The sequence below is a fragment of the Nonomuraea sp. NPDC046570 genome, from assembly GCF_040645915.1.
Lineage (GTDB): Bacteria > Actinomycetota > Actinomycetes > Streptosporangiales > Streptosporangiaceae > Nonomuraea.
The window spans coordinates 161688-184712 of sequence record NZ_JBEYZF010000013.1 but is presented as its reverse complement, the minus strand read 5'-3'; the positions used below and the strand labels follow the sequence as shown (position 1 = coordinate 184712).

The following is a 23025-nucleotide window of genomic DNA, read 5'->3' as shown; positions in this document are numbered from 1 at the left end:
ACACCCGGTTACATTCCGAACCCGGAAGTTAAGCTCTGCAGCGCCGATGGTACTGCACTCGGGAGGGTGTGGGAGAGTAGGTCGCCGCCGCACAATCTTTAAGAAAGGGCCACCCTTCTGGGGTGGCCCTTTCTCGTTTCCCTCCCGGTTTGTTTGGTATGTGAAGGGCCACCTCGGACGGGGGTGGCCCTTTCGTCGTTTGGGGCTATGTGACGCCGGCAGACGCCCTTCCGACGCCACTGCCCTTCCGACATCACCAGGTTCCCGACGGTAGAGCCGCTCATCAAGACACGCCCCCTGGCGGCCGGGGCAATGTCTGCCTGCCGAGGCTCGTCCTTCGGCGTTGGGGCGAGGCGATGACCGCCAGCCTGAGGGACGCGAGGTTCGGACAAGGTGAGGCGATCGCCCTCGCCCCAGCACTGAGGGATGCGTTGCTCGGGCGGTATAGGACACGTTGTTCGGGCGGTAGGGTCGACCGCACACCAGCACCTGGGGACGCGAGGGTCCAGTTCACCCTGTTGGGACCTCACCTCCCTTGGTGTCAGTGGAGATGCCTCGGCATGTCCGGCTCTTATCTCTCACGCCTTTTATCTCAGCTCTCCGTTGCCCTTCTATGAGCTCATTTCATCCTGAGTAGCGGCACTCTTCGACGAGTTGCAGAACGAGGATGGCCTGCACGAGTGCGGTCGCGCGTTGCGGGCAGCAGCGCAGCCTGGTCAGCACCCTCCAGGCCTTCGCGGTCGCGACGGAACGCTCACCGATGGCCCGGATGCGGGAGTGGGAGCGGTTGACGTCCATCTGCGCGCGTGACAGCCAGGGCGGTGGCGATGCCGCTTGAACTCCGTGTCGGCCGACCTCCGCGCCGTACGATGATCTATCCCGTACGCATGCCATGACCTCCGATGGGATAGGACGCTTTGAACGCGCACAAGACCAACTCCGCGCCCGTTCCGTAGCGCTCCGCTACAGGCACCGCCGGCGCCGTGGCGGCCGCTGGCGGTGCTGGCGGTCGGCGGCCTGACCGGGGGTCGGATTCGCTCTGAACCCGGACTCTGGTGAAGATCTGATCCTCGTGACGTCCCACCAGGGACGCGGTGTCGTCGACTGCGTCACCGGGGAGCGAGTGGCACGCGATCCCGACCCGGAACCGGCCTGGCCTGACGACTACGCTCTCACCTGCGCAGGAATAGGTCCTCTCGCAGGTATTGCCGTCCAGATTTCCGGGATCATGGGCGGTGGCCTGCACACGACCACCATGAACGGATGGACGCTCGATGTCGTCGCACCCGACTGGCCGAACGAAAGCATCTTGCTTTCCAAGGCCGGGGGACCCTACCGTGGCGAAGCCGGATCTACCTGGTGGCACATCCACCGAGAACTGAGCTGCGAGATCCGCGCAGCTGGCTTCTCGCCAACCGGTCGGACCCTGGAACATCCCGATGCGCCGCCCTGCCCGGCATGCGCCCTTCTCCCTCATGACCTCTGTGGAGAACGAACGCGGGAGGAGCCCACGTCCTCGAATTAGCGGGAGTTCCGCGGGCGGCCAAGCCCCCGAACGAACGCCGGAGTTTCGAGGCGCGAACCACATCCGGGGACGAACGCGCGAGCCGAGTGCACCTGAGCCGAGCGCACCCGTGCCAGGGTCAGCTAGATGTGGAGGTTGCCCGAGAGGATTGTGACCGCGTGCCCGGCCAGGTCGACTCTGTCGCCTCGGGTTGTGGTCTGGATGGTGCCGCCTCGGGCGGAGAGTTGGGTGCCAGTGAGGTGGGGGCGGCCGAGTCTGGCTGACCAGTAGGGGGCCAGGGCGCAGTGGGCGGAGCCGGTCACCGGGTCTTCGGGGACGCCGACTCTGGGAGCGAAGAAGCGGGAGACATAGTCGGCGTCGCGTTCCGCGTCGGCCTGGGCGGTGACGATGACGCCTCGTACGTCCACCTTCGACAAGGCTGGAATGTCAGGCGTGAGAGAGGCCACCGCGGCGTCGGATTCGAGCTCCAGCAGCAGGTCGAACTGGTTGCGGTGAGCGCTGAGGACCTTGGCGCCGAGTGCTTTTTCGAGGCCTTCGGGAACTGTGGCCGGGGTCACTTCTTTCGCCGGGAAATCCATGATGATCAGTCCGTCGGTGGCCTGATTCACGGTGAGGATTCCGCCCTTCGTCTCGAAATGGAGCGGGCCGGTCGCCGCGCCGGTCGAATAGAGGACGTGGGCGGTGGCCAGCGTCGCGTGCCCGCATAGGGATACTTCGACGGCGGGAGTGAACCAGCGCAGCGAATTGCCGATCAAGTACGCCGTCTCGGACAGACGCATCTCGGCCGCGACCGACTGCATCCACTCCTCCGGTGCGGCGGAGTCGAGGAGACACACCGCTGCGGGATTACCCTGGAATGCAGCGCCGGTGAAGGCATCGACAGTGAACAGACGCATGAGTCGATGCTATAGGGGCAGGTGATATCCAGTCGCAATCAGGATGCAAGCCGTACAAGATGAAATGAGTACTGGGCGTGTCGCATGGCGAACACCGAATCGTCGGTTACCGTCCAATGTGTAGGGACGTGCCGATTACGGTGAGTTCCTGAAGGAAAGGACATGCCGATGGGGGCAGTGCGCAAGGTGGCGAGCTACCTTGGCCTGGGCGGGATCGACCAGTACGACGACACTTACGACGACGAGCAGTACGACGAGGAGTACATGCCGGCGTCGGAGAGGGCGGCCAGGCGCTGGCGTTCGCCTCAGGAGTCGTCACGGATCGTGATGGTGCAGCCGTTGAAGTACAACGACGCACCGACGATCGGCCAGCATTTCCGTGAGGGCCAGACGGTCATCATGGACGTCACAGGCATGCCGATGCCCGAGGCCACCCGGATGGTGGACTTCGCGGCCGGTCTGGCCTATGGCTGTGAGGGTCGTATCGAGCGCATCGCGGATCGGGTCTTCCTGCTCGCGCCGTCACACGTGGAGATCGAGAACACCTGAGAGGTGCGCCTGCCACGTCTGCCAGGGTCTTCCCCAGAACCCTGGCGACGCCAGGCTGGGTCCGGGGGGGACCTGAATCCGGCGGGCGCGCCAGAATCTCAGGCCGCGCGTGGGCCTCTGCGCAGGAGCCGGGTCAGCTCGGCGGCGTCGATCGCCGCCGCTTCAGCGCGTCTGTCAGCCTCGCGGGCGTAGGCGTGCAGCGCCCAGACGGCGCCGTCGGCCAGTTCCTTGAGCTCGCTGAGCCGGGCCGCCACGTAGGTCGCGTCGGACTGCTCGGCCTGTCGCCGGCGCAGCAGCCGCCAGCCGCCGAAACCGGCCAGAGCCACCCCCGCCACGGCGAGCGGCCAGGCGAACAGCGCGCAGATCACGGCCACCACGCCGAGCGCGATCGGCAGGTAGGCATCCCATGGACGTCGCCGCGGCGGTACGCCGTCGGCGACGATCGCGCGTTCGGCCTCCGCCATGGAGTCGGGGTCGGGGCCTTCGGGCTGCAGGATCAGGGGATGGCCGAGCATGGGCACGGTCACCGAGTCGGGCGGCGTGAGCCGGGTCTCGGCGACGAGCTCGTCGGCGACCACGCGCAGGATCGGCGCGGCCACGTGCAGGGCGATGGCCGCCAGGTGGGGGTCGGCGCCCGGCCGCAGGTCGTCGAGCAGGTGGCCGGTGAGCGAGCCCAGGGGCCCGGAGTGGCCGCCGAGCCCGGAAAGCGCCCGGAGTACGGCGAGCGGCTCGTCCTCGGCCCAGGTGGTGGCCGGTGCGGCGGCGTTGTTGGTCAGCGGGGCCCGTGACTCCCGTTCGGCCTGCCGCGCCGAGGTGATCTCGGTGCAGCGGGCGCGCAGCCTGGCCAGCCGGGCGGCGGCCTGCGCGGGCCTGGCCAGCTCCGGGATCTCGGCCAGTTCGGGGAAGTCGACGAGCGAGGTCGGCACCACCACGGACGGCTCACCGGGCGCGAGGGCCTGCAGCCAGTCCGGTACCTCAGCCTGCTGGGGGACGGCGAGGGCGTCGAGCTTGCGGAGCACGAAGATCTTGCCCGCGGGGCCGTACGCGCCCCTGGCGGCGGCGAGCCACAGCGCACGCTGGCCGTGGGTGACGGGCCGTTCCAGGGACAGCTCGCCGAAGGCGGTACCGAGCCAGGAGGCGTGGATGCGGTCGCCCTGGCCGGCCACGGCCAGCGAGAGGCAGAGGAAGAGTGCGGTGTTCTGCTGGTCGCGTCCGGCCGCTCTGCTCAGCGGTTCGAGCGGGTCCTCGCCGGCGAGGATCGTGACCAGTGCTTCGACAGCCGCCGGCAGCCAGTGGCCGGGGATGTCCCGGAAGGCAGGCGGAGCAGGAGGTGCGGCGCCGCTCGCGGCCAGGTGGGACAGCAGCGCCTCGGTGTAGCGCTGCAGTTCCGCACCGGCCTGGGGGCTTGCCGTCAGGTCCGTGCTCAAGGCAGAGAACTCCCCCAATATCGGCCTGATTCATGACCGGGTAAAGCCTAGCCGGGGGGCGCGCCAACCATGTGGAGGCGCGCCCGTGCTTACATGCGGTCGGGGACGGGGACGCCCAGCAGCTCCAGGCCGGTCTCCAGCACTCGCAGGGTCAGCGCGCACAGCGCCAGCCTGGAGTCACGGGTGGCCGGGTCGACGCCTTCCTTGAGCACCGGGCACTCCTCGTAGAAGGTGCTGAAGAGGCTGGCGGTCTCGAACAGGTAGGCGCAGAGCCGGTGCGGCTCGGCCAGTGCGGCGACCTGCTCGACCAGCGCGCCGAAGCCGAGCAGTTGCAGGGCCAGGCCGCGCTCGGCGGACTCGCCCAGGGTGATCGGGCTGGAGGCCGTCTCGGGGTCGAAGCCGCCCTTGCGGAAGATCGAGCGGATGCGGGCCGTGGCGTACTGCATGTAGGGGCCGGTGTTGCCGGAGAAGCCCAGCATGCGGTCGAAGTCGAAGATGTACTCGCTGTCGTGGCTGATCGACAGGTCGGCGTACTTGACCGCGCCCATGCCGACGTCGTGGGCGATCTCGTCGCGGGTGGCCTCGTCGTAGCCTCGGTCGGCGATCGCGGTCTTCGCCCGGTCGACGGCCTCGGTGAGCAGATCCATGAGCTTGACCGACTCGCCGGAGCGGGTCTTGAAGCGCCGGCCGTCCTTGCCCAGCATCATGCCGATCTGGATGTGCTCGGCCGAGACGCTGTCGGGCAGCCAGCCCGCCTGCCTGGCCGCGGCGAAGACCATGCGGAAGTGCAGGGCCTGGTCGGCGCCCACGACGTAGAGGATGCGGTCGGCCTTGAGGTCTTCGACGCGGTGGCGGACGGCGGCCATGTCGGTGGTGCCGTAGCCGTACGCGCCGTCGGTCTTCCTGATGATCAGGGGGAGGGGCTTGTCGTCGGAGCCGGTGAAGCCGGGCGGGAACACGCAGAGCGCGCCCTCGCTGAGGACCGCCACGTCCATCGCCTGGAGGTCGTCGCAGGTCTTGTCGAGCATGTGGTTGTACATGCTCTCGCCGGCGATGTCGGCGTCGGTGAGGGTGACGCCGAGCATCGCGTAGATCTTGTCGAAGTAGCGGATGGTGGCGTCCATGAAGACGTGCCACAGCCGCATGGTCTCGGGGTCGCCGGACTGCAGCGTGGTCACCCGCTGGCGGGAGCGCTGCTTGAAGTCGGGGTCGCTGTCGAACTTGACGCGGGCGGCCTGGTAGTACTCCGTGCCCTGGCCGGCTTCGAGCTGGGCCACCGCGGCGTCCTCGCCGATGTCGAGCAGGTGCTCGATCAGCATGCCGAACGGGGTGCCCCAGTCGCCGAGGTGGTTCTGCCGGATGACGGTGTTGCCCAGGTGCTCCAGGGTGCGGGCCAGCGAGTCGCCGACGATCGTCGTGCGCAGGTGGCCGACGTGCATCTCCTTGGCGGCGTTCGGCGCCGAGTAGTCGATCACCACCCGCTGCGGGGGCGTGGTGGTGCCGACGCCGCTGCGCGGGTCCTGCAGCATCCGCGACGCCCCGGTGGCGATCCAGGAGTCGTCGAGCCTGATGTTGAGGAATCCGGGGCCGCTCACCTCCACGGTGCCGGGGAAGTCCTGGAGCTGCGCCGCGATGGCCTCTGCGACCTCCCGCGGCGCCCTTCGCAGTCGCTTGGCCAGGCTCATCGCGACGTTCGCCTGGAAGTCGGCGAACTGGGAGGGCCGGATCAGCGGGTCTGCGTCGGCGTGCTCGGGGCCGAACGCGGAGGCCAGCGCCTGCTGGACGCGCTCGGCGAGCACTATCTGCGGGTCGGTCATCTTCTAAGGGTACCGGTGAGCCTGATGGCCGCGCTGATCGCCACAGCGCCCACCACAGCGATCCCGACGGCGGTGAGATCGTTGCTGATGTCGCCCGCTTCCAGGGCGAAGAAGTCCCTGACGAACGGGAGGGCGATGGCCAGCGCGAACAGCGCCGCCATGGCGCCGACCAGGACGATCCGCCACATCGTCAGCGGCTTGGCGACCAGCACCAGCACCCACCAGGTGGTCAGGAACAGCGTGATCACCGCGGAGGTGCGGTCCTGGTTGAGGGTGGAGGTGCCCGTGTGCGCGGCCCAGAACGACAGGAAGACCGCCCCCGCGCAGACCAGCCCTGCGGGTACGGCGAAGCGCAGCACCCTGGGCACGAACCCTGGCTTCGAGCGTTCCAGGGTGGGCGCCAGCGCCAGGAAGAAGGCGGGGATGCCGATGGTCAGCGCGTTGACCAGCGTCGAGTGCCGGGGCGCGAACGGGAACATCAGCCCGAACACGCCGGTGAGCAGCGACAGCGCGATCGCGTAGAAGGTCTTGGTGAGGAACAGGGCGGACACGCGCTCGATGTTGGCCAGCACCCGGCGCCCCTCGCCGACCACCGACGGCAGCGACGCGAACTTGTTGTCGAGCAGTACGACCTGGGCGACGGCCTTGGTGGCGGGGCTGCCGGCGCCCATCGCGATGCCGAGGTCGGCGTCCTTGAGCGCGAGCACGTCGTTGACGCCGTCGCCGGTCATCGCCACGGTGTGGCCCCTGGACTGCAGCGCGCCGACGAACTCGCGCTTCTGCTGCGGGCTGACGCGGCCGAAGACGGTGTTGCCGTCGAGGATCTCGGCGAGCTTGGCGGGGTCGTCGGCGGGCAGGGTGCGCGCGTCCACGGCCCGCTCGGCGCCGGGGATGTCCAGGGAGACGGCGATCGCGGAGACCGCCTCCGGGTTGTCGCCGGAGATCACCTTGACGGTGACGCCCTGCTTGGCGAAGTACCGCAGGGTGTCGTGGGCGTCGGGTCTGATCCGCTGCTTGAGGGTGACGAGCGCGACGGGCGCGGGCTCGGCGCCGTTCCGGAGGTCCTCGGTACGGCAGAGCGCGAGCACCCGGGTGCCGGTGGAGGCGAGTTCGGCGGCTCTGCCGTACCCCTCGGTGCCGGGGGAGAGGAGGACGTCGGGGGCGCCGAGCAGCCATGCGCCGTGGCCGTCGAAGTCGGCGCCGCTCCACTTGCGGGCCGAGGAGAACGGCACGCTCTGGCGGCTGGTCCAGCCGTCGGGGGAGGCGGGGTAGCGGACCTGGATGGCTCTGGCGGTGGCGTTCGGGTGGGGGTCGACGTTGGCGAGGGCGGCGAGCGCGTCGTCGACGGGTTCGCCGTCGCGCAGGGCGAGCACCTGGTCCAGGTCCATGCCGCCCGCGGTGAGCGTGCCGGTCTTGTCCAGGCAGAGGACGTCGACCCGGGCCAGGCCCTCGATGGCGGGCAGCTCCTGGACCAGGGCGTTGCGCCGGCCCAGGCGGACCACGCCGACGGCGAAGGCGATGCTGGTCATCAGCACCAGACCTTCGGGGATCATGGTGACGATGCCGGCCACCGCGCCGGTGATGGCGGTGCCGAAGTCGGTGTCGTTGCGCACCTGGCTGTAGATGAGCAGGGCGCCGATCGGGATGACCAGCCAGGTGATGTACCTGATGAACCTGGCGACGCCGTCCCGCAGCTCGGAGTGGGCCAGGCCGAACTTGCTGGCCTCCTCGGCCAGGCGGGCGGCGTAGGCGTCGGCGCCGACCCTGGTCGCGGTGAACGCCCCGGACCCGGCGACCGCGAAGCTGCCGGACAGCACCTGGTCGCCGGGGTTCTTGTGCACCGGGTCGGCCTCGCCGGTGAGCAGCGACTCGTCGATCTCCAGGCAGTCGGAGGCGACCACCTCGCCGTCGACCAGCAGCCGGTCGCCCGGGCCGAGCAGGATCAGGTCGCCGAGCACGACCCGGCGGGGTGGGATCTCCCGCTCCTGGCCGTCCCTGCGCACCCTGACGGGGGCCTCGTTCACCACGGCGAGCCGGTCGAGGGTGCGTTTGGCGCGTAGCTCCTGGACGATGCCGATCAGCGCGTTGGCCACGATGACCAGGCCGAACAGGCCGTCCTGCCACTCCCCGAAGATCATGATCAGCACCCAGAGCACCGCGATCACCAGGTTGAACAGGGTGAAGACGTTGGCTCTGATGATGGTGCCGAGCGAACGGCTCGACCTGCGTGGGACGTCGTTGGTCTTGGCCACCGCCACTTGGGCGGATGTGAGTCCTTCCACGTGTTCCGAGATTAGGGGGTCACCAGAGCCGGTGTGGACGGTGTGTGGAGGCGACGCGTTCTCCGATCCTGGGCACGGTGCCGCGCCGCGACAGCGTGACGGCCAGTTCGCAGGCGGCGCTGACGGCGGGTGCCTTCGAGGCGCCGTGCGCGATGACGACGGTCCCGTTCAGCCCGAGGAGTACGGCGCCGCCGTACGCCTCGGAGTCGAGCCGCTGGGCGAGTTCGCGCAGCCTGGCCCGCTGCATGAGCGCGCCGAAGCGGGCCAGCCTGCTGTCGCTGACGGAGTCCTTGAGCTCGGCGAAGGCGTAGCGGACCGCGCCCTCCATGGTCTTCAGCGCGACGTTGCCGGTGAATCCGTCGGTCACGATGACGTCGGCCACGCCGGTGAGCAGGTCGTGGCCCTCGATGTTGCCGGTGAAGCGGATGCCGGGGGCGGCGACGAGCAGCTCGTGGGCGCGTTTGACGAGCTTGTTGCCCTTCTCTGCCTCCGACCCGATCGTGAGCAGGGCGACGCGGGGGGCCTCGATGCCGTGAGCGGTCTCGGCGTACGCGGTGCCGAGATGGGCGAACTGCACCATCATCTCGGGTTTGACCTCGGCGTTGGCGCCGGCGTCGAGGAGCACGGTGGGGGTGGGCAGGGTCGGGAGGGCGACCGCGATGGCGGGGCGCAGGACGCCGGGCAGGCCCTTGAGCCTGAGCCGTCCGGTGGTCACGATGGCGGCGGTGGAGCCGGCGGAGACGACGGCGGAGGCGTCGCCGCGCCGTACCAGGTGGCAGGCGACGGCGAGGCTGGAGCGGGGGCGGCGCAGGCTGGCCAGCGCGCCCTCGTCCATCGCGATGGCCTCCTCGGCCCGCACGATCGGGATCTCCTTGGCGGCGTCGTGGTCGGTGAGCGCCTCGTAGAGCACGCGCGGCGGGCCGACCAGGACGATCGGGATGCCCCGCTCCCTGACCGCGTGCACGGCTCCGGCCACGATCTCGTGGGGCGCGTGGTCTCCGCCCATGGCATCGAGCGCTATCGGCGGGTCGGAGTCAGGCAAGCGGTCACCTCGTGCGAGAACGTCTTCCCGCATCGTAGGCACGGTGAGGACCTGCCATGACCGGCGGGTGGTCCTTACTCGAGGTTCCAGTCGGTGACGCCGCGTGCCACGACGACCTTGCCGAAGGCGACCCGGCCGGTGACCCTGATCACGGGGCCGTCGCCGCCGTGGCCGCCGGAGACCTGGCGTTTGGCGAACAGGGCGCCGACCTCGTCGATCACCTGGGCGTTGTCGGGCACGCGGATGATCAGCTTCGCGGCGTAGGAGTTGACCGCCACAGTGATCTCCCGGCCGGGCAGGACCGCTTCGGAGAGGTCGACGATCAGGGCGGCGAAGGTCGCGCTCAGGTTGGTGTGCCGGGAGGCGACCCAGCGGCCCTTCCTGATGACCTTGCTGAAGACGGCGGTGACGGTCTGCTCGCCGATGGCGGCGGGGGCGGTGGCGCCCGTGGCCTGGGGGAGGTCGCGGGTGATGGGGGCGAGTTCGCCGACCGTCTTGGCCGAGTAGGCGGCCTCCAGGCGGTCGGCGTGCTCGAGGCTTGTGAGTCTGCCGGTGGCGAGTGCCTCGCCGAGCACCGCGGCGACGCGGTCGCGGTCGGCGTCTGAGGCCCGCAGAACGGGATCTTCGGTCACGATTGCCGAGTCTACGCCGAATCGCGATATGTCGCGAGTGGTGAACTGCGGCAGAAACTTTGGGCTCAGCGGAACCAGATGTAGGCCGGGGCGCGTCCGGGTATAAGAGCCCTAGACGCACGAGAGGGGCAACAGGTTTACCTCAGATCGAACAAAAAAGATGGGAAAGGCCTAGTGATCTTGAACCAGGCAGGAACGCGGCGCTTCAAGGCGTACACGTCCAAGCATCTCGACGAGTTGCTGCAGCGTGCGGGGCTGGACGACGCCGAGCGTCTGAAGGTGCGCGCTGTCGCGACGGTGTTGCCTTTTCGGACAAACGCCTACGTTGTGGACGAGCTCATCGACTGGTCTGCCGCGCCAGAGGATCCCATATACCGCCTTGTCTTCCCGCAGGCGGACATGCTGCCCGCTACGGATGTCGCCGGACTCGCCGACCTGCTGAAGGCCGAGGCGCCCAACGCCGAGGTGCAGGCCGCCGCCAACCAGGTGCGGAAGAAACTCAACCCGCACCCCGCCGGTCAGCTCGACCTGAACGTTCCGCGGATCGGCCAGGAGAGTGTGCCTGGCATGCAGCATAAATACCCGGAGACGGTGCTTTTCTTTCCCAAACAGGGGCAAACGTGTCATGCGTATTGCACCTACTGCTTCAGGTGGGCGCAGTTCGTCGGCGACGCCGACCTGAAGTTCGCCTCCGACGACGTCGAGCAGCTCATCACCTACGTACGCGCCCATCCCGAGGTCACCAGCGTGCTGCTGACCGGCGGCGACCCCATGATCATGGGGGAGACCGTGCTCAGGCGGTACGTGGAACCGCTGCTGGAGGTCGAGCAGCTCGAGTCCATCCGGATCGGCACCAAGTCGCTGGCCTACTGGCCGCAGCGCTTCACCACCGACCCCGACGCGGACGACACACTGCGCCTGTTCGAGCAGGTCAAGGCCGCGGGCAAGAACCTCGCGTTCATGGCCCACTTCTCGCACCCGCGCGAGCTGGAGTCTCCGCTGGTGGGTGAGGCGGTCGAGCGCATCATCGGGACGGGGGCGACCATCAGGACCCAGGCGCCGCTGATCAGGTCCATCAACGACGATTCCGCACTGTGGCGGGAGATGTGGCGGCGCCAGCACGCCATGGGGATGATCCCCTACTACATGTTCGTCGAACGCGACACCGGGCCGCAGGACTACTTCGCGGTACCGCTCGGTCGCGGGTACGAGATCTTCCGTGACGCCTACGCCGGGGTTTCCGGGCTGTGCCGTACCGTGCGTGGCCCGTCCATGTCCGCCACGCCCGGCAAGGTGTGCGTGGACGGCGTCACCGAGATCGCGGGGCAGAAGGTCTTCGTGCTCCACCTGATCCAGGCCCGCGACCCCGCACTGGTCGGCAAACCGTTCTTCGCCCGTTATGACGCGCGGGCCAGCTGGCTCACGGATCTGCGGCCCGCCTTCGCCGACAGATTCCCGTTCCAGCAGGCTGCGCAGGAGACTCGCCTGTCGGCCTGAGCGGTCAAGCGGATATCCAGCAAGCGGAAAATCTGCGTTCCCGGCCCGCGGCATTTGTTTCCCGGAGTGTTGTTATCGGGCCGGGTTCGCGTCGAGGAGACGTCTGCGGAATATCCGAAATAGACTCCGCTCTTCGTGTGGTTATTTCCGGATTTAGTGTTCGGCTCGCCGTACCGATGCTTGATCGTCATTAGTTGCGTCAGTTCCTTGACAGTCGCGGATCCCGCGCTTCGAGGAGTGATAGAACTGCGTCGGTAGCTGAGCCGGACGGCGCGCCAGGTGTGGTGCCCACAGCGTGTCCGCCGGCTTTCGGGGGAATGCGATTCGCGTTTCTGCAAGCGCGAATCGAAAACGAGCCGGAAGGCAAATCATGAATCGTGTGTTTCAGGTAGCGATAGCCGTGGCCACGCTGGGCCTGGCCGCGGTGACGGCCAGTCCCGCGCAGGCCGACAGCACCGACCTGCTGCGCGACGCGAACGTGGCGGGACTCGACCAGCTCTCCGTGGTGCGCGAGCTGGCCGCGCCCGTGACGGGCGCGCTGGGCGGCACCCTCGGACAGGTCTCCCGGGTCTCCGACGCCGGCGCGGTCGGCGGCAGGTCCGTCCAGGGCGCGAGCGGCACGCTGGCCCCGCTGTTCGAGGGAGAGGACGCGTTCGGCGGGCTGCTCGGCGCCGTCGACCTCCGCCAGGCCGAGGGCCTGACCAACTCACTGCCCAGCGGTTCGCCCGCCGAGATCGCCGGCAACCCGCTCGACGCGCTGGACGGACTGCTGTCCACCATCAAGGGCACCGGAGGCCCCTTCGGGAACCTCAGCGACCTCCTCGGGGCCACCGGCCTCACCGGCCTCACCGGTGCCGCCGGACTGGGCGGCCTGACCGAGTCGGCCGGCGTGTCCGGCCCCGCCAACAACGCGCCCGGACTGGTCGGCGTGACCGGCCTGCCCGGCATCTCCGACGTCACCGGGTCCGGGCGGGTCATCGGCGCGGTGGAGCGGGTCGCCATCATGGAGAGCGCGCCCGACCTGGTAAGCGACCTGGTGACCGCCCAGGTCAAGCCCGTGATGCCGGCGGCGCCGGCCGGTGCGGCCCAGAGCGCGCGCATCGACGAGATCGCCCCGCTCGTCGATTCCGCCGTCTCCACCGCGAAGGCGGGGACGTCGCGGGGGGCCATCACCGTCCACGAATCCCTTGACTCAGTCGCGGAAACGGCCGCGACCGTGACCGGCGCCATCGTGCGCTGACCACCCCACCTGAACCTCCCCCACAGACCCTCACGTCACCCCAAACCACCACCGATGGGCCCAGACCTTTCTGGGCCCATCGCGCGTTTCATCGCTGTTCTGTACGGATCCAGTGACACGTCCTCGGGTTGCGTATTCTGAGCACCCACCGGTCGAGATGATCAAGGACGTGAAGTAGGAATGGACCTGCCCGCGTACGTCTACGACCTGGCCGGACTTGAGTCGCACATCAAGTCCGTCCGGTCGGCCCTGGGCGAGACCGAGCTGTACTACGCCGTGAAGGCGAATCCCGACCCGCGCGTGCTACAGGTGCTCGCAGCTCATATCGACGGCTTCGAGGTCGCGTCCGGCGGTGAGCTCGCCCACGTCCGCCGCCACTTCCCCGACTTCCCGATCGCCCTCGGCGGGCCGGGCAAGACCGACGACGAGCTGTTCGCCGACGTCGCCCGCCTCCACATCGAAAGCCCCGGCGAGGTGCGCCGCCTTCTCGGCTCCGGCCGCTCCGCCGACGTGCTCCTCCGGGTCAACCTGGACATCCCCATCGAGGGCGCCTCCCTGGCGATGGGCGGTGGCGCGACCCCGTTCGGCATGGACCCCGCGGGTGTGGCCGAGGTCCTGGACATGCTGGCGGGCCAGGACGCCGTACGGCCGCGTGGCGTCCACGCGCACCTGGCCAGCGGACTCGGCGCCGACCAGATGCTGGAGGTCGCGGCCCAGGTGCTCTCCTTCGCGCGTGGGCTCGGCCTGGCGGAGATCAACCTCGGTGGCGGCATGGCGGTCTCCTACAGCGAGCCGGAGCTCCGGTTCGACTGGAAGACCTACGGTGACGGTCTGGCCGCGCTACGTCGGCCCGGCGAGACCCTCCGCGTCGAGCCCGGCCGCTCGCTGACCGTGTACTGCGGGCGGTACGTCACCCGGGTTATCGACGTCAAACGGGTCTACGGCGAGTTGTTCGCCGTCGTCGCGGGCGGCACCCACCACATGCGCACTCCGGCGACCAAGGGGCACGACCAGCCACTCGTCATCCGCGAGCAGGGCGAGCCCATCACCATCGTCGGACAACTGTGTACGCCGAAGGACATACTCGCTCGGCACGCACCGATCAGCCTCAAGCCGGGCGACATCGTGGAGTTCACCATGGCGGGCGCCTACGCCTGGAACATCTCCCACCACGACTTCCTGATGCACCCGAAGCCGAGCTTCCACTACTTGACGTGACGTCCTCCTCCGCTTGAAAGGGGACTCGCGCAGGCCCGGGAGGTCTGCGCGGAGTCTCGTCAGGGAAGGCGGACGCCGGTACGGCGGGCGATCTGGGCCTGGAGTCTGGCCATCTGCCAGTGGAGCTCGATGAGTTGTTCGGCGACCTTGGCCCGGGGGATCTCGGACGGGTCCTCGATGGCCAGGTGGTCAATCGCGGTCGACAGCTCAAGCATCGCGCGCCCCCACTCCATCACGTTCCTGGGATCGAATCTGCGTTCGAATCATAGCGGAACGCTCAGCGCGCTGTCAGGCGGTTACCCGGGGGTGTCGCTCACGTCTCGTACACGGGTGCGAGGTAGCCGCGGGCCAGCGTGTTCGCCGTGATGTTGAACCCCACCACGGCCGCGGGGCTGTCGCTGTCGACGCCGAGCGAGGCCACGCTCAGGGCGTGCACGGTGAACAGGTAGCGGTGCGGGTGGCCGGGCGGTGGAGCGGCGCCGCCGTACTGCTTGGTGCCGAAGTCGTTGCGGGCGTGGGTGCCGGTCTTGGTGTCGGGGGTGCCCGCGCCGGTGGGCAGTTCGGTGAGGTCGGCGGGGAGGTCGTAGAGCAGCCAGTGCCAGAAGCCGCTGCCGGTGGGGGCGTCGGGGTCGTAGCAGGTGACGGCGTAGCTTCTGGTGCCTTCGGGGGCGCCCGACCAGCGCAGGTGCGGGGAGAGGTTCCGGCCTTTCATGCCCCAGCCGTCGAAGACCTGGGCCTCGGACAGGCGTTCGCCGTCGCGGATGTCGTCGCTTTCGACGGTCAGCGCAGGGACCTGGGGCAGGAAGTCATACGGGATGGGCGGCCTTGCGGACAAGATGCACCTCCGGTGAATGCGTGGTGGCTTACGCCTCCATCATCCACCGAGGTGCTCAGCCCTTGTTGTAGGCGGCGATGACCGTTTGCGGGTCGCCGTCCATCTTGAGCTTGCCCTTGTGCAGCCAGATGACCCGGTTGCAGGTCTCCTCAATGATCTTGAGGTCGTGGGCGACGAGGAAGACGGTTCCGGCCGACTCCCTGATCTGCTTGATGCGGTCCTGGCTCTTGCGGCGGAACTCGCGGTCGCCGGTGGCCAGCGCCTCGTCGATCAGCAGGACGTCGTGCGTCTTGGCCGAGGAGATGGCGAAGCGCAGGCGGGCGCCCATGCCGGAGGAGTAGGTGGACATCGGCAGCTGGACGAACTCGTCGATGCCGGAGAAGTCGACGATCTCGTCGTACTTCGCCTTGACCTCGGCGGGGGTCATGCCCATCGCGTAGCAGCCGAGCACGATGTTGCGCTCGCCGGTGAGTTCGCGCATGAGCGCGGCGTTGACGCCCAGCAGGGAGGGCTGCCCGTCGGTGTAGACGGCGCCGGAGTGCGGGGGCAGCAGGCCGGCGATGGCGCGCAGCAGGGTGGACTTGCCCGACCCGTTGCGGCCCACGATGCCGATGGCGTCCCCGTGGTAGGCGACGAAGGTCACGCCCTTGACGGCGTGCACCTCCTTCATCTGCGGCCGTCCCTGGCGCTTGACGAGGCGCGTGAGGGCGTTGACCGCGTTGCCCTTCTCGTGGTCGGAGGCGGCCCCGTAGACGCGGTAGACGATGTGCAGGTCGTCGACGATGACGGTCGGGGTGCCCGTCGGGGCGTCCATGGGCTTCTTGCCCGCGGGCTCCGGGTTGGGGTGCACCCTGACGTCCGCCTTGGGGACGCCGGGCTCCTCGGCCTTCACTTTGGACAGCTCCTCGGTCAGCTCAGCCACGGCCGTACCTCTCCTCGGCTCGCCAGAAGTACCAGAAGCCGAAGATGAGGGCGAACACCGCCCAGAATACGCAGCTCCACACGATCCACCATCGCGGCGGGTGCGACTGGATCAGGATGTCGCGCATGAACTCGATGTAGGAGGCCGCGGGGTTGAGATACATGGCGTCCGCGACCCACTGGGGCAGTTCGGCGGCCTGGACGACCTTCTCCTGGATGGAGAAGAAGACGCCGGAGGCGTACAGCCAGGTGCGCATGATGAACGGCAGGAGCTGGTTCATGTCGCGCATGGTCGAGCCGACGCGGGCCATGACGAGGCTGGCGCCGATGTTGAACATCGTCTGCAGCAGCAGCACGACGGGGATCATCAGCCAGAGCAAAGTGATCGGCTCGCCGGTGACGAGCACGATGGCGAAGAGCACGCCCATGGAGATGGCGAGCTGCTGCAGCTCCTGGATCGTGTACGCCAGGGGGAGCGACGCGCGCGGGAAGTGCAGGGCCCGGATCATCGACAGATTGCCGGAGATCGACTTGGCGCCCGCAGTGACCGACCGCTGCGTGTAGGTGAAGACGAACATCCCGACGAGCAGGAAGGCCGGGTAGTTGTGGATGGTGCCCCTGCCGCCCAGGATGAGGCCGAACATCACGTAGTAGATGCCGGCGTTCAGCAGCGGGGTGAGCACCTGCCACAGTTGGCCCAGGGCTGAGTTGCTGTATTTGGAGACGTTTCGCGAGGTCGCGTACGTCATGATGAAGTGCCGACGTTCCCACAGCTGGCGCAGGTAGACGGGGAACCTCGGACGCGCGATGGCACGCCGAAGTCCGTAGCGCTGGGCGAGCTTGGCCAGCGGCTCTCCGCTTCGGCCGCCCGCCTGGGCGTCCGCGACGGCGGATTCCGGCTGGCTCATGGCATGGACTCTATTGGATCCAGGTAGGTGTGGTGCCTGACGCGACGGATCGCCGCAGGCACTTGGACGTGATCGGACCGGGAGTGGTTCCAAGGCCCCGGCAAGACTCGGTCAACCGTAGCCCAGCCGGGCGACGCGTGTCGGCAACGGCACGAGCACTATCGCTTCCGGGGTATTTTTCACTCGACTGTCCACGTCCTGCGTGTGCCCGTTTGAGTCGTATAGCCGTTGTTGGGTTGTTCAAGTTGTGTACGGATGGGCGTATGACGCCGGACATGCACACGTGTGACCGAACTGCAACGCGCCAGAGACTCGCTGGTGGCAAGTAGTGAGGGATAGTCGCGATCGACTGGCAGGGCGTCAGCTGGTTTGACCATGTCAGCCAAACCCGGGGGATTACAAGGACCCTCCGTCAGGCTGCTAAGGATCATTGCAGCTCAGCGCTTACGCCCACCTGTAGAGGGAGGAACTTCTCAACATGCGTGTTACTAAGGGCGCACAGATCGTCGCCGGTACCGCGCTTCTGGCCCTCGCGGTTGCCGCGTGTGGCGGGGGCGGCGGCGGAACGGAGCAGAAGGCAAGTGGTGGCGCCGCTGCCTCGCCGGTCCGCGTCTACATCGCCGAGCCGCAGCACGAGCTCAGCCCGATCAACACCAACGACACCAGCGGTGCCGAGGTGCTGAACGCCCTGTTCGTGGGTCTGGTCGACTACGACAAGGACAAGAACCCGATTCTCAAGGGTGCCGAGTCGATCGAGCCTGACGCCGAGTCCAAGGTGTGGACGATCAAGCTGAAGGACGGCTTCAAGTTCCACAACGGTGACCCCGTCACCGCGCAGAGCTACGTGGACGCCTGGAACGCCGCCGCCTATGGCCCCAACGCCTACGAGGGTGGCTACTTCTTCAGCTCGGTCGAGGGCTACGAAGACGTGGCGCCGGCGGACCCGGACGGTCCCGACGGACCGACGCCGGCCCCCGAGCCCAAGGCCAAGACCCTGTCGGGCCTGAAGGTCGTCGACGACAAGACGTTCGTCGTGACCCTGGCGCGCCCGTACTCCGGCTTCAAGACCATGCTGGGTTACACCACCTTCATGCCCATGCCCAAGGCGGCCTTCGGCCCCGACGGCAAGGTCACCAAGGAGTACGGCGAGAGCCCGATCGGCAACGGTCCCTTCAAGATGGCCAAGCCGTGGAAGCGTGGCAGCGAGCAGTCGATGTCGCTGGTCCGCTACGACGACTACGTCGAGAAGGCCAAGATCGACGCGGTTGAGTTCAAGATCTACACGGACGCCAACACCGCGTGGAACGACCTGCGGGCCGGCAACCTGGACATCATGGACCAGCTGCCGCCGGAGGCCATCGCCACCGCCAAGCAGGAGCTCGGCGACCGTTACATCGAGAAGCCCTCTTCGGGTATCGGCTTCCTGGGCTTCAACATCGTCTCCGGTGACAAGTACGCCACCAACCCTGAGCTTCGCAAGGCCATCGGCATGGCGATCGACAGGAAGACGATCACGGAGACCATCTTCTCCAACACCCGTGTCCCGGCCGACGACTTCATCAGCCCGGTCGTCGGTGGCTACCAGCAGGGTGGCTGTGGCGAGGCGTGCACCTACGACCCCGCCAAGGCCAAGGCCCTGTGGGAGAAGGCCGGCGGCGGCAAGGCGAACATCGAGATCGCCTACAACGCCGACGCCAGCCACAAGGAGTGGATCGAGGCCGTCGCCAACAACCTCCGCCAGAACCTTGGTGTCGAGGCGACGCCGAAGCCCTACGAGAAGTTCGCCCTCATCCAGGACGACCTGGACGTCGGCAAGGTCAAGGGCGCGTTCCGGATGGCGTGGATCATGGACTACCCGTCCATGGAGAACTACCTCCGCCCGATCTTCGGGACCGGCGGCAGCTCGAACTACGGCCGCTACTCCAACAAGGACTTCGACAAGGCGCTGACCGCGGGCGACTCGGCGAAGACCCAGGAAGAGGGCAACGCCGCGTACCGCAAGGGCGCGGACATGATCGCGAAGGACCTGCCGTACCTGCCGATCTACTTCTACCAGACGAACGGCGGCTACTCTCAGAACGTGAAGAGCGTCACGATCGACCCGTTCGAGCGTGTCGACCTGGCCAACGTCGAGCGGGCCTCCTGACAGTGATCCGCACCTTCGTGGCGGCGCCGTACCCCGGATGCCGCCGCGAAGGGCCCTGAACACCAAGAGGGCAGCCCGGTGGTTGCCGGGCTGCCCTTTTCAATGATCGGGAGACCGCATGGGCCGTTATGTGATCAGGCGCCTATTGCAGGCGATACCTGTTCTCCTGGGCTCTACATTCCTCATCTTCGCCATCGTCTACGCGCTCCCCGGCGATCCCGTGGCGGCGCTGGGCGGCGACAGAAAAATCGACCCCGTGATGGCCGCCGCGATCCGGGAGCAGTTCCACCTGAACGATCCGTTGATCGTTCAGTACGGCTACTACGTCCGTGACATCCTCACCGGCGACTTCGGCCAGACCTTCCGCGGCCTGCCCGTCTCGACCATCTTCGAGGGCAAGTTCCAGGTCACCTTCCAGCTCGCGATGACCGCGCTGACCATCGAGGCCGTCATCGGTCTCGGTCTCGGCCTGCTCGCCGCGCTGCGCAGGGGACGCTGGGAGGACCAGGGCATCCTCGCCATCACCCTGCTGCTGGTGTCGGTTCCGACGCTGGTCAGCGGATTCGTCCTGCAGCTCATCCTGGGCGTGAAGCTCAAGACCGGCGCGGGCATCGACTTCTTCCCGGTCGCCGGCATCGGTGACGGCTGGCGCAGCTACCTGGTGCCCGGCTTCGTGCTGGCCGGAACGTCGATCGCGTACCTCACCCGGTTGACCAGAACCAGCCTGATGGAAACACTCAGGGCCGACTACATCCGTACCGCGGTCGCCAAGGGCATGCCCAAGCGCCGGGTCCTCGGACGGCACGCCCTGCGCAACTCGCTGATCCCGCTGGTCACCTACCTGGGCGCCGACCTCGGTTCGCTCATGGGCGGCGCGGTCATCACCGAGACCATCTTCAACCTGCCGGGTATCGGTCAGCAGCTCTTCCAGTCGGTCTATCTCCGGGAGAACTCGGTGGTCGTCGGCATCGTCACGGTACTCGTGCTGATCTACTTGATCGCGAACCTCATCGTCGACCTGCTGTACGCCGTCTTGGACCCGAGGATCCGCTATGAGTGACCTGAACATGGCCCCGGGCCTTCCTGAGGCGCCGCAGAGCCCGCCGCAGAACCCGCCGAAGACCAGACGTCAGAAGGCCGGCAAGTCCAACAGCCTGTGGTCGGACGCCTGGTACGACCTGCGGCACAGCAAGGTGTTCATCGTCGGATCGGTGATCGCGGTCATCCTGATCCTCATGGCGATCGTGCCGGGTTTGTTCTCGCCCGTCAACGCCTTTGATTCGAGCACCTGCAACCTGGTGGACGCCCGCAAGGGCATCAGCTCCGCACACTGGTTCGGCACCGACAACCTGGGATGCGACACCTACTCCAGGGTCATCTACGGCGCCAGGGTCTCGATCATGGTGGGTATCCTCACCTCGGTCGTCACCGGTCTGGTGGGCGGCGTGCTGGGCCTGATCGCGGGCTTCTACGGCCGCTGGGTGGACGTCGTCCTGTCCAGGGCCGCGGAGATCTTCTTCGCGATCCCGTCGATCCTGGGCGCCCTGCTCATCCTCGCCGTGGTCGGCAGGTCGAACGCCGGTGTCGGGACCGTGGTCCTGGCCATGTCGGTGCTCGCCTGGCCGATGGTCCTGCGCATCATGCGCGCCTCGGTGATCAGCACGAAGAACCAGGACTACATCACCGCAGCCCGCGCGCTGGGCGCGAGCCCGATGCGGATCTCGATCAAGCACATCCTGCCGAACGCGATCGCGCCGGTCATCGTGGTCTGCACGATGAACCTGGGCGTGTTCATCGCCGGCGAGGCGGCGCTGTCGTTCCTGGGAGTCGGCATCCAGTCGCCGGGCATCTCCTGGGGTCTGATGATCGCCGACGCGCGCAACAGGTTCCTCATGGCCCCCGAGCCGCTGATCTTCCCGGCGGTCTTCCTGAGCATCACGGTCCTGTGCTTCGTCATGATCGGCGACGCCGTCCGCGACGCTCTCGACCCGAAGCTGCGATAGGAAGGGGGGAATCGTGAAGAAGACAGCGACGGAAGTGTTGCCGGCCGAGGGAGGGCTGGGCAACGAACCGCTGCTCGCGGTCGACAACCTGCACGTGGAATTCCACACCAGGGCCGGCGTCGTGCGCGCCGTCAACGGCGTCAGCTACTCGCTGGACGCCGGCGAGACGCTCGCCGTCCTCGGCGAGTCGGGGTCGGGCAAGTCCGTGACCGCTCAGGCGATCATGGGCATCCTCGACATGCCGCCCGCCAAGATCCCCCAGGGGGAGATCAGGTTCAAGGGCACCGACCTGCTGAAGTTGTCGGAGGAGGCTCGGACCCAGGTCCGCGGTGAGCGGATCGCGATGATCTTCCAGGACGCGCTCTCCGCGCTCAACCCGGTCTTCACCGTGGGCTGGCAGATCAGCGAGATGTTCCGCGTGCACCGCGGGATGGGCAAGCGCGAGGCCATGAAGAAGGCCGTCGAGCTGATGGACAAGGTCCGCATTCCCGCCGCCAAGCAGCGGGTCAACGACTACCCCCACCAGTTCTCCGGCGGTATGCGGCAGCGCATCATGATCGCGATGTCGATCGCGCTCGACCCCGAGGTGCTGATCGCCGACGAGCCGACCACCGCGCTCGACGTGACCGTGCAGGCCCAGATCATGGAGTTGCTCGCCGAACTCCAGCGGGAAAGCAACATGGGCCTGATCCTGATCACCCACGACCTCGGCGTGGTCGCCGACGTCGCGGACAAGATCGCGGTCATGTACGCGGGGCGGATCGTCGAGCACGCTCCGGTGTTCGACATCTACAAGAACCCGGCCCACCCCTACTCCAAGGGGCTGCTGGAGTCGATCCCCAGGGTCGACCACAAGGGCCAGGAGCTGTACGCCATCAAGGGCCTGCCGCCCAACCTGCTCGACATGCCCACCGGCTGCGCTTTCCACCCCCGGTGCCCGTACCGGCAGGACAACTGCGTGACCGAGGCCCCCCCGCTCTACGAGATCAGCGGTGTGCGCGGCAGCGCCTGCCACTACTGGAGGGAGGTCCTCGATGGCAGCCGTGGGTGAGCGCATCCTCGAGGTCCGTGACCTGGTCAAGCACTTCCCGCTGACCCAGGGCATCGTGCTGAGGCGGCAGGTCGGCGCGATCAAGGCCGTGGACGGCGTCTCCTTCGACCTGCACCGGGGCGAGACCCTGGGCATCGTGGGCGAGTCCGGCTGCGGCAAGTCCACGCTGGCCAAGGTGCTGATGGCGCTGGAGCGGCCGACCTCCGGCTCGGTGAAGATCAACGGCCGGGAGATCGCCCAGGCCAGGGGCGCCGAGCTCAAGCGGATGCGGCGCAACATCCAGATGGTGATGCAGGATCCGTACACCTCGCTGAACCCCCGGATGACCGTGGGCGACATCATCGGGGAGCCGTACGACATCCACACCGAGGTGGCGCCGAAGGGTGACCGGCGGCGCAAGGTGCAGGAGCTGCTGGAGGTCGTAGGTCTCAACCCCGACCATGTCAACCGCTACCCGCACCAGTTCTCCGGCGGTCAGCGGCAGCGCATCGGCATCGCCCGGGGGCTGGCGCTCCAGCCGGAGATCATCGTCTGTGACGAGCCGGTCTCGGCGCTGGACGTGTCGATCCAGGCGCAGGTCATCAACCTGCTGGAGCGGCTGCAGAACGAGTTCAACCTGGCCTACATCTTCATCGCCCACGACCTGTCGGTGGTCCGCCACATCTCCGACCGGGTCGGCGTGATGTACCTGGGCAAGATGGTCGAGCTCGGCAAGGACACCGAGATCTACGACAGGCCGGCGCATCCCTACACCCAGGCGCTGCTGTCGGCCGTACCGGTCCCGGACCCCGAAGGGCGCGAGCAGCGCGAGCGGATCATCCTGCAGGGAGACCCGCCCTCGCCGGCTAACCCGCCCTCCGGCTGCCGTTTCCGGACGCGCTGCTGGAAGGCGCAGGAGATCTGCGCCGAAGAGGAGCCCCTGCTGCAGATCAGGCCGGGTACGAGTCACGAGAGCGCGTGTCACTTCGCCGAGACGCACGACGTGGTGCACGCGGGCTGAACCCCCTCGAAGCCCTCCACAGGTCCGCTGTGGGGG

The 23025-nt window shown here is 67.8% G+C and carries 19 protein-coding genes, 1 rRNA gene and 1 pseudogene; 10 read left to right on the top strand and 11 right to left on the bottom strand.

All coding sequences use genetic code 11. From position 1 onward, the window contains the following. Window positions 1–93, top strand: a 5S ribosomal RNA gene (rrf, locus tag ABZ911_RS22420); the annotation flags it as partial. A gap of 531 nt (window positions 94–624) precedes the next feature. Here rrf and ABZ911_RS22415 read toward each other — a convergent pair. Next, window positions 625–845 (bottom strand): annotated as a pseudogene (locus ABZ911_RS22415) (IS5/IS1182 family transposase); the annotation flags it as partial. Between the two features lie 802 nt (window positions 846–1647). Continuing rightward, window positions 1648–2421 carry a PhzF family phenazine biosynthesis isomerase gene (locus ABZ911_RS22410; RefSeq protein WP_358058844.1) on the bottom strand — a complete coding sequence of 258 codons (774 nt, stop codon included), beginning with the start codon at window positions 2419–2421 and terminating at the stop codon, window positions 1648–1650. 168 nt (window positions 2422–2589) lie between these two features. On the opposite strand from ABZ911_RS22410, the gene ABZ911_RS22405 reads away from it, so the two are divergent. Then, the gene (locus ABZ911_RS22405; protein ID WP_358058853.1) at window positions 2590–2970 is read left to right on the top strand and encodes a cell division protein SepF; all 381 of its coding nucleotides are present in this window, start codon (window positions 2590–2592) and stop codon (window positions 2968–2970) included. A 98-nt stretch (window positions 2971–3068) separates the two neighbouring features. Here ABZ911_RS22405 and ABZ911_RS22400 read toward each other — a convergent pair whose 3' ends face one another. The 5 genes from ABZ911_RS22400 to ABZ911_RS22380 form a co-directional block, all read right to left on the bottom strand. After that, entirely contained in the window at window positions 3069–4397 is a 1329-nt protein-coding gene (locus tag ABZ911_RS22400; RefSeq protein WP_358058841.1) for a hypothetical protein, read from the bottom strand. 89 nt (window positions 4398–4486) lie between these two features. Then, window positions 4487–6214, bottom strand: a complete 1728-nt coding sequence (argS, locus tag ABZ911_RS22395; protein WP_358058838.1) for an arginine--tRNA ligase — start codon at window positions 6212–6214, stop codon at window positions 4487–4489. Further along, window positions 6211–8496 (bottom strand): HAD-IC family P-type ATPase, encoded by a 2286-nt coding sequence (locus tag ABZ911_RS22390; RefSeq protein WP_358058836.1) that lies wholly within the window; start codon window positions 8494–8496, stop codon window positions 6211–6213. The genes argS and ABZ911_RS22390 overlap by 4 nt, the downstream gene beginning before the upstream one ends. 19 nt (window positions 8497–8515) lie before the next feature. Next, entirely contained in the window at window positions 8516–9571 is a 1056-nt protein-coding gene (plsX, locus tag ABZ911_RS22385; protein ID WP_358058833.1) for a phosphate acyltransferase PlsX, read from the bottom strand. 41 nt (window positions 9572–9612) lie between these two features. Then, window positions 9613–10170 (bottom strand): DUF1707 domain-containing protein, encoded by a 558-nt coding sequence (locus ABZ911_RS22380; protein ID WP_358058830.1) that lies wholly within the window; start codon window positions 10168–10170, stop codon window positions 9613–9615. Window positions 10171–10344: 174 nt separating this feature from the next. Here ABZ911_RS22380 and ABZ911_RS22375 point away from each other — a divergent pair, with 174 nt between their 5' ends. From ABZ911_RS22375 to ABZ911_RS22365, 3 genes are all read left to right on the top strand, one after another. Then, the gene (locus ABZ911_RS22375) at window positions 10345–11667 is read left to right on the top strand and encodes a lysine 2,3-aminomutase (RefSeq protein ID WP_358058827.1); all 1323 of its coding nucleotides are present in this window, start codon (window positions 10345–10347) and stop codon (window positions 11665–11667) included. Window positions 11668–12037: 370 nt separating this feature from the next. After that, window positions 12038–12907 (top strand): hypothetical protein, encoded by an 870-nt coding sequence (locus ABZ911_RS22370; protein ID WP_358058824.1) that lies wholly within the window; start codon window positions 12038–12040, stop codon window positions 12905–12907. A 180-nt stretch (window positions 12908–13087) separates the two neighbouring features. Next, a complete protein-coding gene (locus tag ABZ911_RS22365) occupies window positions 13088–14125 on the top strand; it encodes an alanine racemase (RefSeq protein WP_358058821.1) in 1038 nt (345 codons plus the stop codon). A 59-nt stretch (window positions 14126–14184) separates the two neighbouring features. Here ABZ911_RS22365 and ABZ911_RS22360 read toward each other — a convergent pair whose 3' ends face one another. The 4 genes from ABZ911_RS22360 to ABZ911_RS22345 all read right to left on the bottom strand — a co-directional run bounded on the left by ABZ911_RS22360 (window position 14185) and on the right by ABZ911_RS22345 (window position 16789). Beyond that, the gene (locus tag ABZ911_RS22360) at window positions 14185–14340 is read right to left on the bottom strand and encodes a hypothetical protein (RefSeq protein WP_358058818.1); all 156 of its coding nucleotides are present in this window, start codon (window positions 14338–14340) and stop codon (window positions 14185–14187) included. 98 nt (window positions 14341–14438) lie between these two features. Next, window positions 14439–14960, bottom strand: coding sequence for a YbhB/YbcL family Raf kinase inhibitor-like protein (locus ABZ911_RS22355; RefSeq protein ID WP_358058815.1), 522 nt, complete (start codon window positions 14958–14960; stop codon window positions 14439–14441). Between the two features lie 55 nt (window positions 14961–15015). After that, window positions 15016–15882: an ABC transporter ATP-binding protein gene (locus tag ABZ911_RS22350; RefSeq protein ID WP_358058812.1), complete on the bottom strand. Its 867-nt coding sequence runs from the start codon at window positions 15880–15882 to the stop codon at window positions 15016–15018. Further along, entirely contained in the window at window positions 15875–16789 is a 915-nt protein-coding gene (locus ABZ911_RS22345; protein WP_358058810.1) for an ABC transporter permease, read from the bottom strand. The genes ABZ911_RS22350 and ABZ911_RS22345 overlap by 8 nt, the downstream gene beginning before the upstream one ends. A gap of 478 nt (window positions 16790–17267) precedes the next feature. Here ABZ911_RS22345 and ABZ911_RS22340 point away from each other — a divergent pair, with 478 nt between their 5' ends. The 5 genes from ABZ911_RS22340 to ABZ911_RS22320 all read left to right on the top strand — a co-directional run bounded on the left by ABZ911_RS22340 (window position 17268) and on the right by ABZ911_RS22320 (window position 22989). Beyond that, on the top strand, window positions 17268–18935 hold the full coding sequence (locus ABZ911_RS22340) for an ABC transporter substrate-binding protein (RefSeq protein WP_358058805.1): 1668 nt from the start codon (window positions 17268–17270) through the stop codon (window positions 18933–18935). A gap of 118 nt (window positions 18936–19053) precedes the next feature. Continuing rightward, on the top strand, window positions 19054–19995 hold the full coding sequence (locus ABZ911_RS22335) for an ABC transporter permease (RefSeq protein WP_358058802.1): 942 nt from the start codon (window positions 19054–19056) through the stop codon (window positions 19993–19995). Further along, entirely contained in the window at window positions 19988–20938 is a 951-nt protein-coding gene (locus tag ABZ911_RS22330; protein ID WP_358058799.1) for an ABC transporter permease, read from the top strand. Before ABZ911_RS22335 ends, ABZ911_RS22330 begins: the two co-directional genes overlap by 8 nt. A 13-nt stretch (window positions 20939–20951) precedes the next feature. Beyond that, window positions 20952–21989, top strand: a complete 1038-nt coding sequence (locus ABZ911_RS22325; RefSeq protein WP_358058796.1) for an ABC transporter ATP-binding protein — start codon at window positions 20952–20954, stop codon at window positions 21987–21989. Further along, window positions 21973–22989: a dipeptide ABC transporter ATP-binding protein gene (locus tag ABZ911_RS22320; protein ID WP_358058793.1), complete on the top strand. Its 1017-nt coding sequence runs from the start codon at window positions 21973–21975 to the stop codon at window positions 22987–22989. Before ABZ911_RS22325 ends, ABZ911_RS22320 begins: the two co-directional genes overlap by 17 nt. Window positions 22990–23025 lie beyond the last annotated feature (36 nt).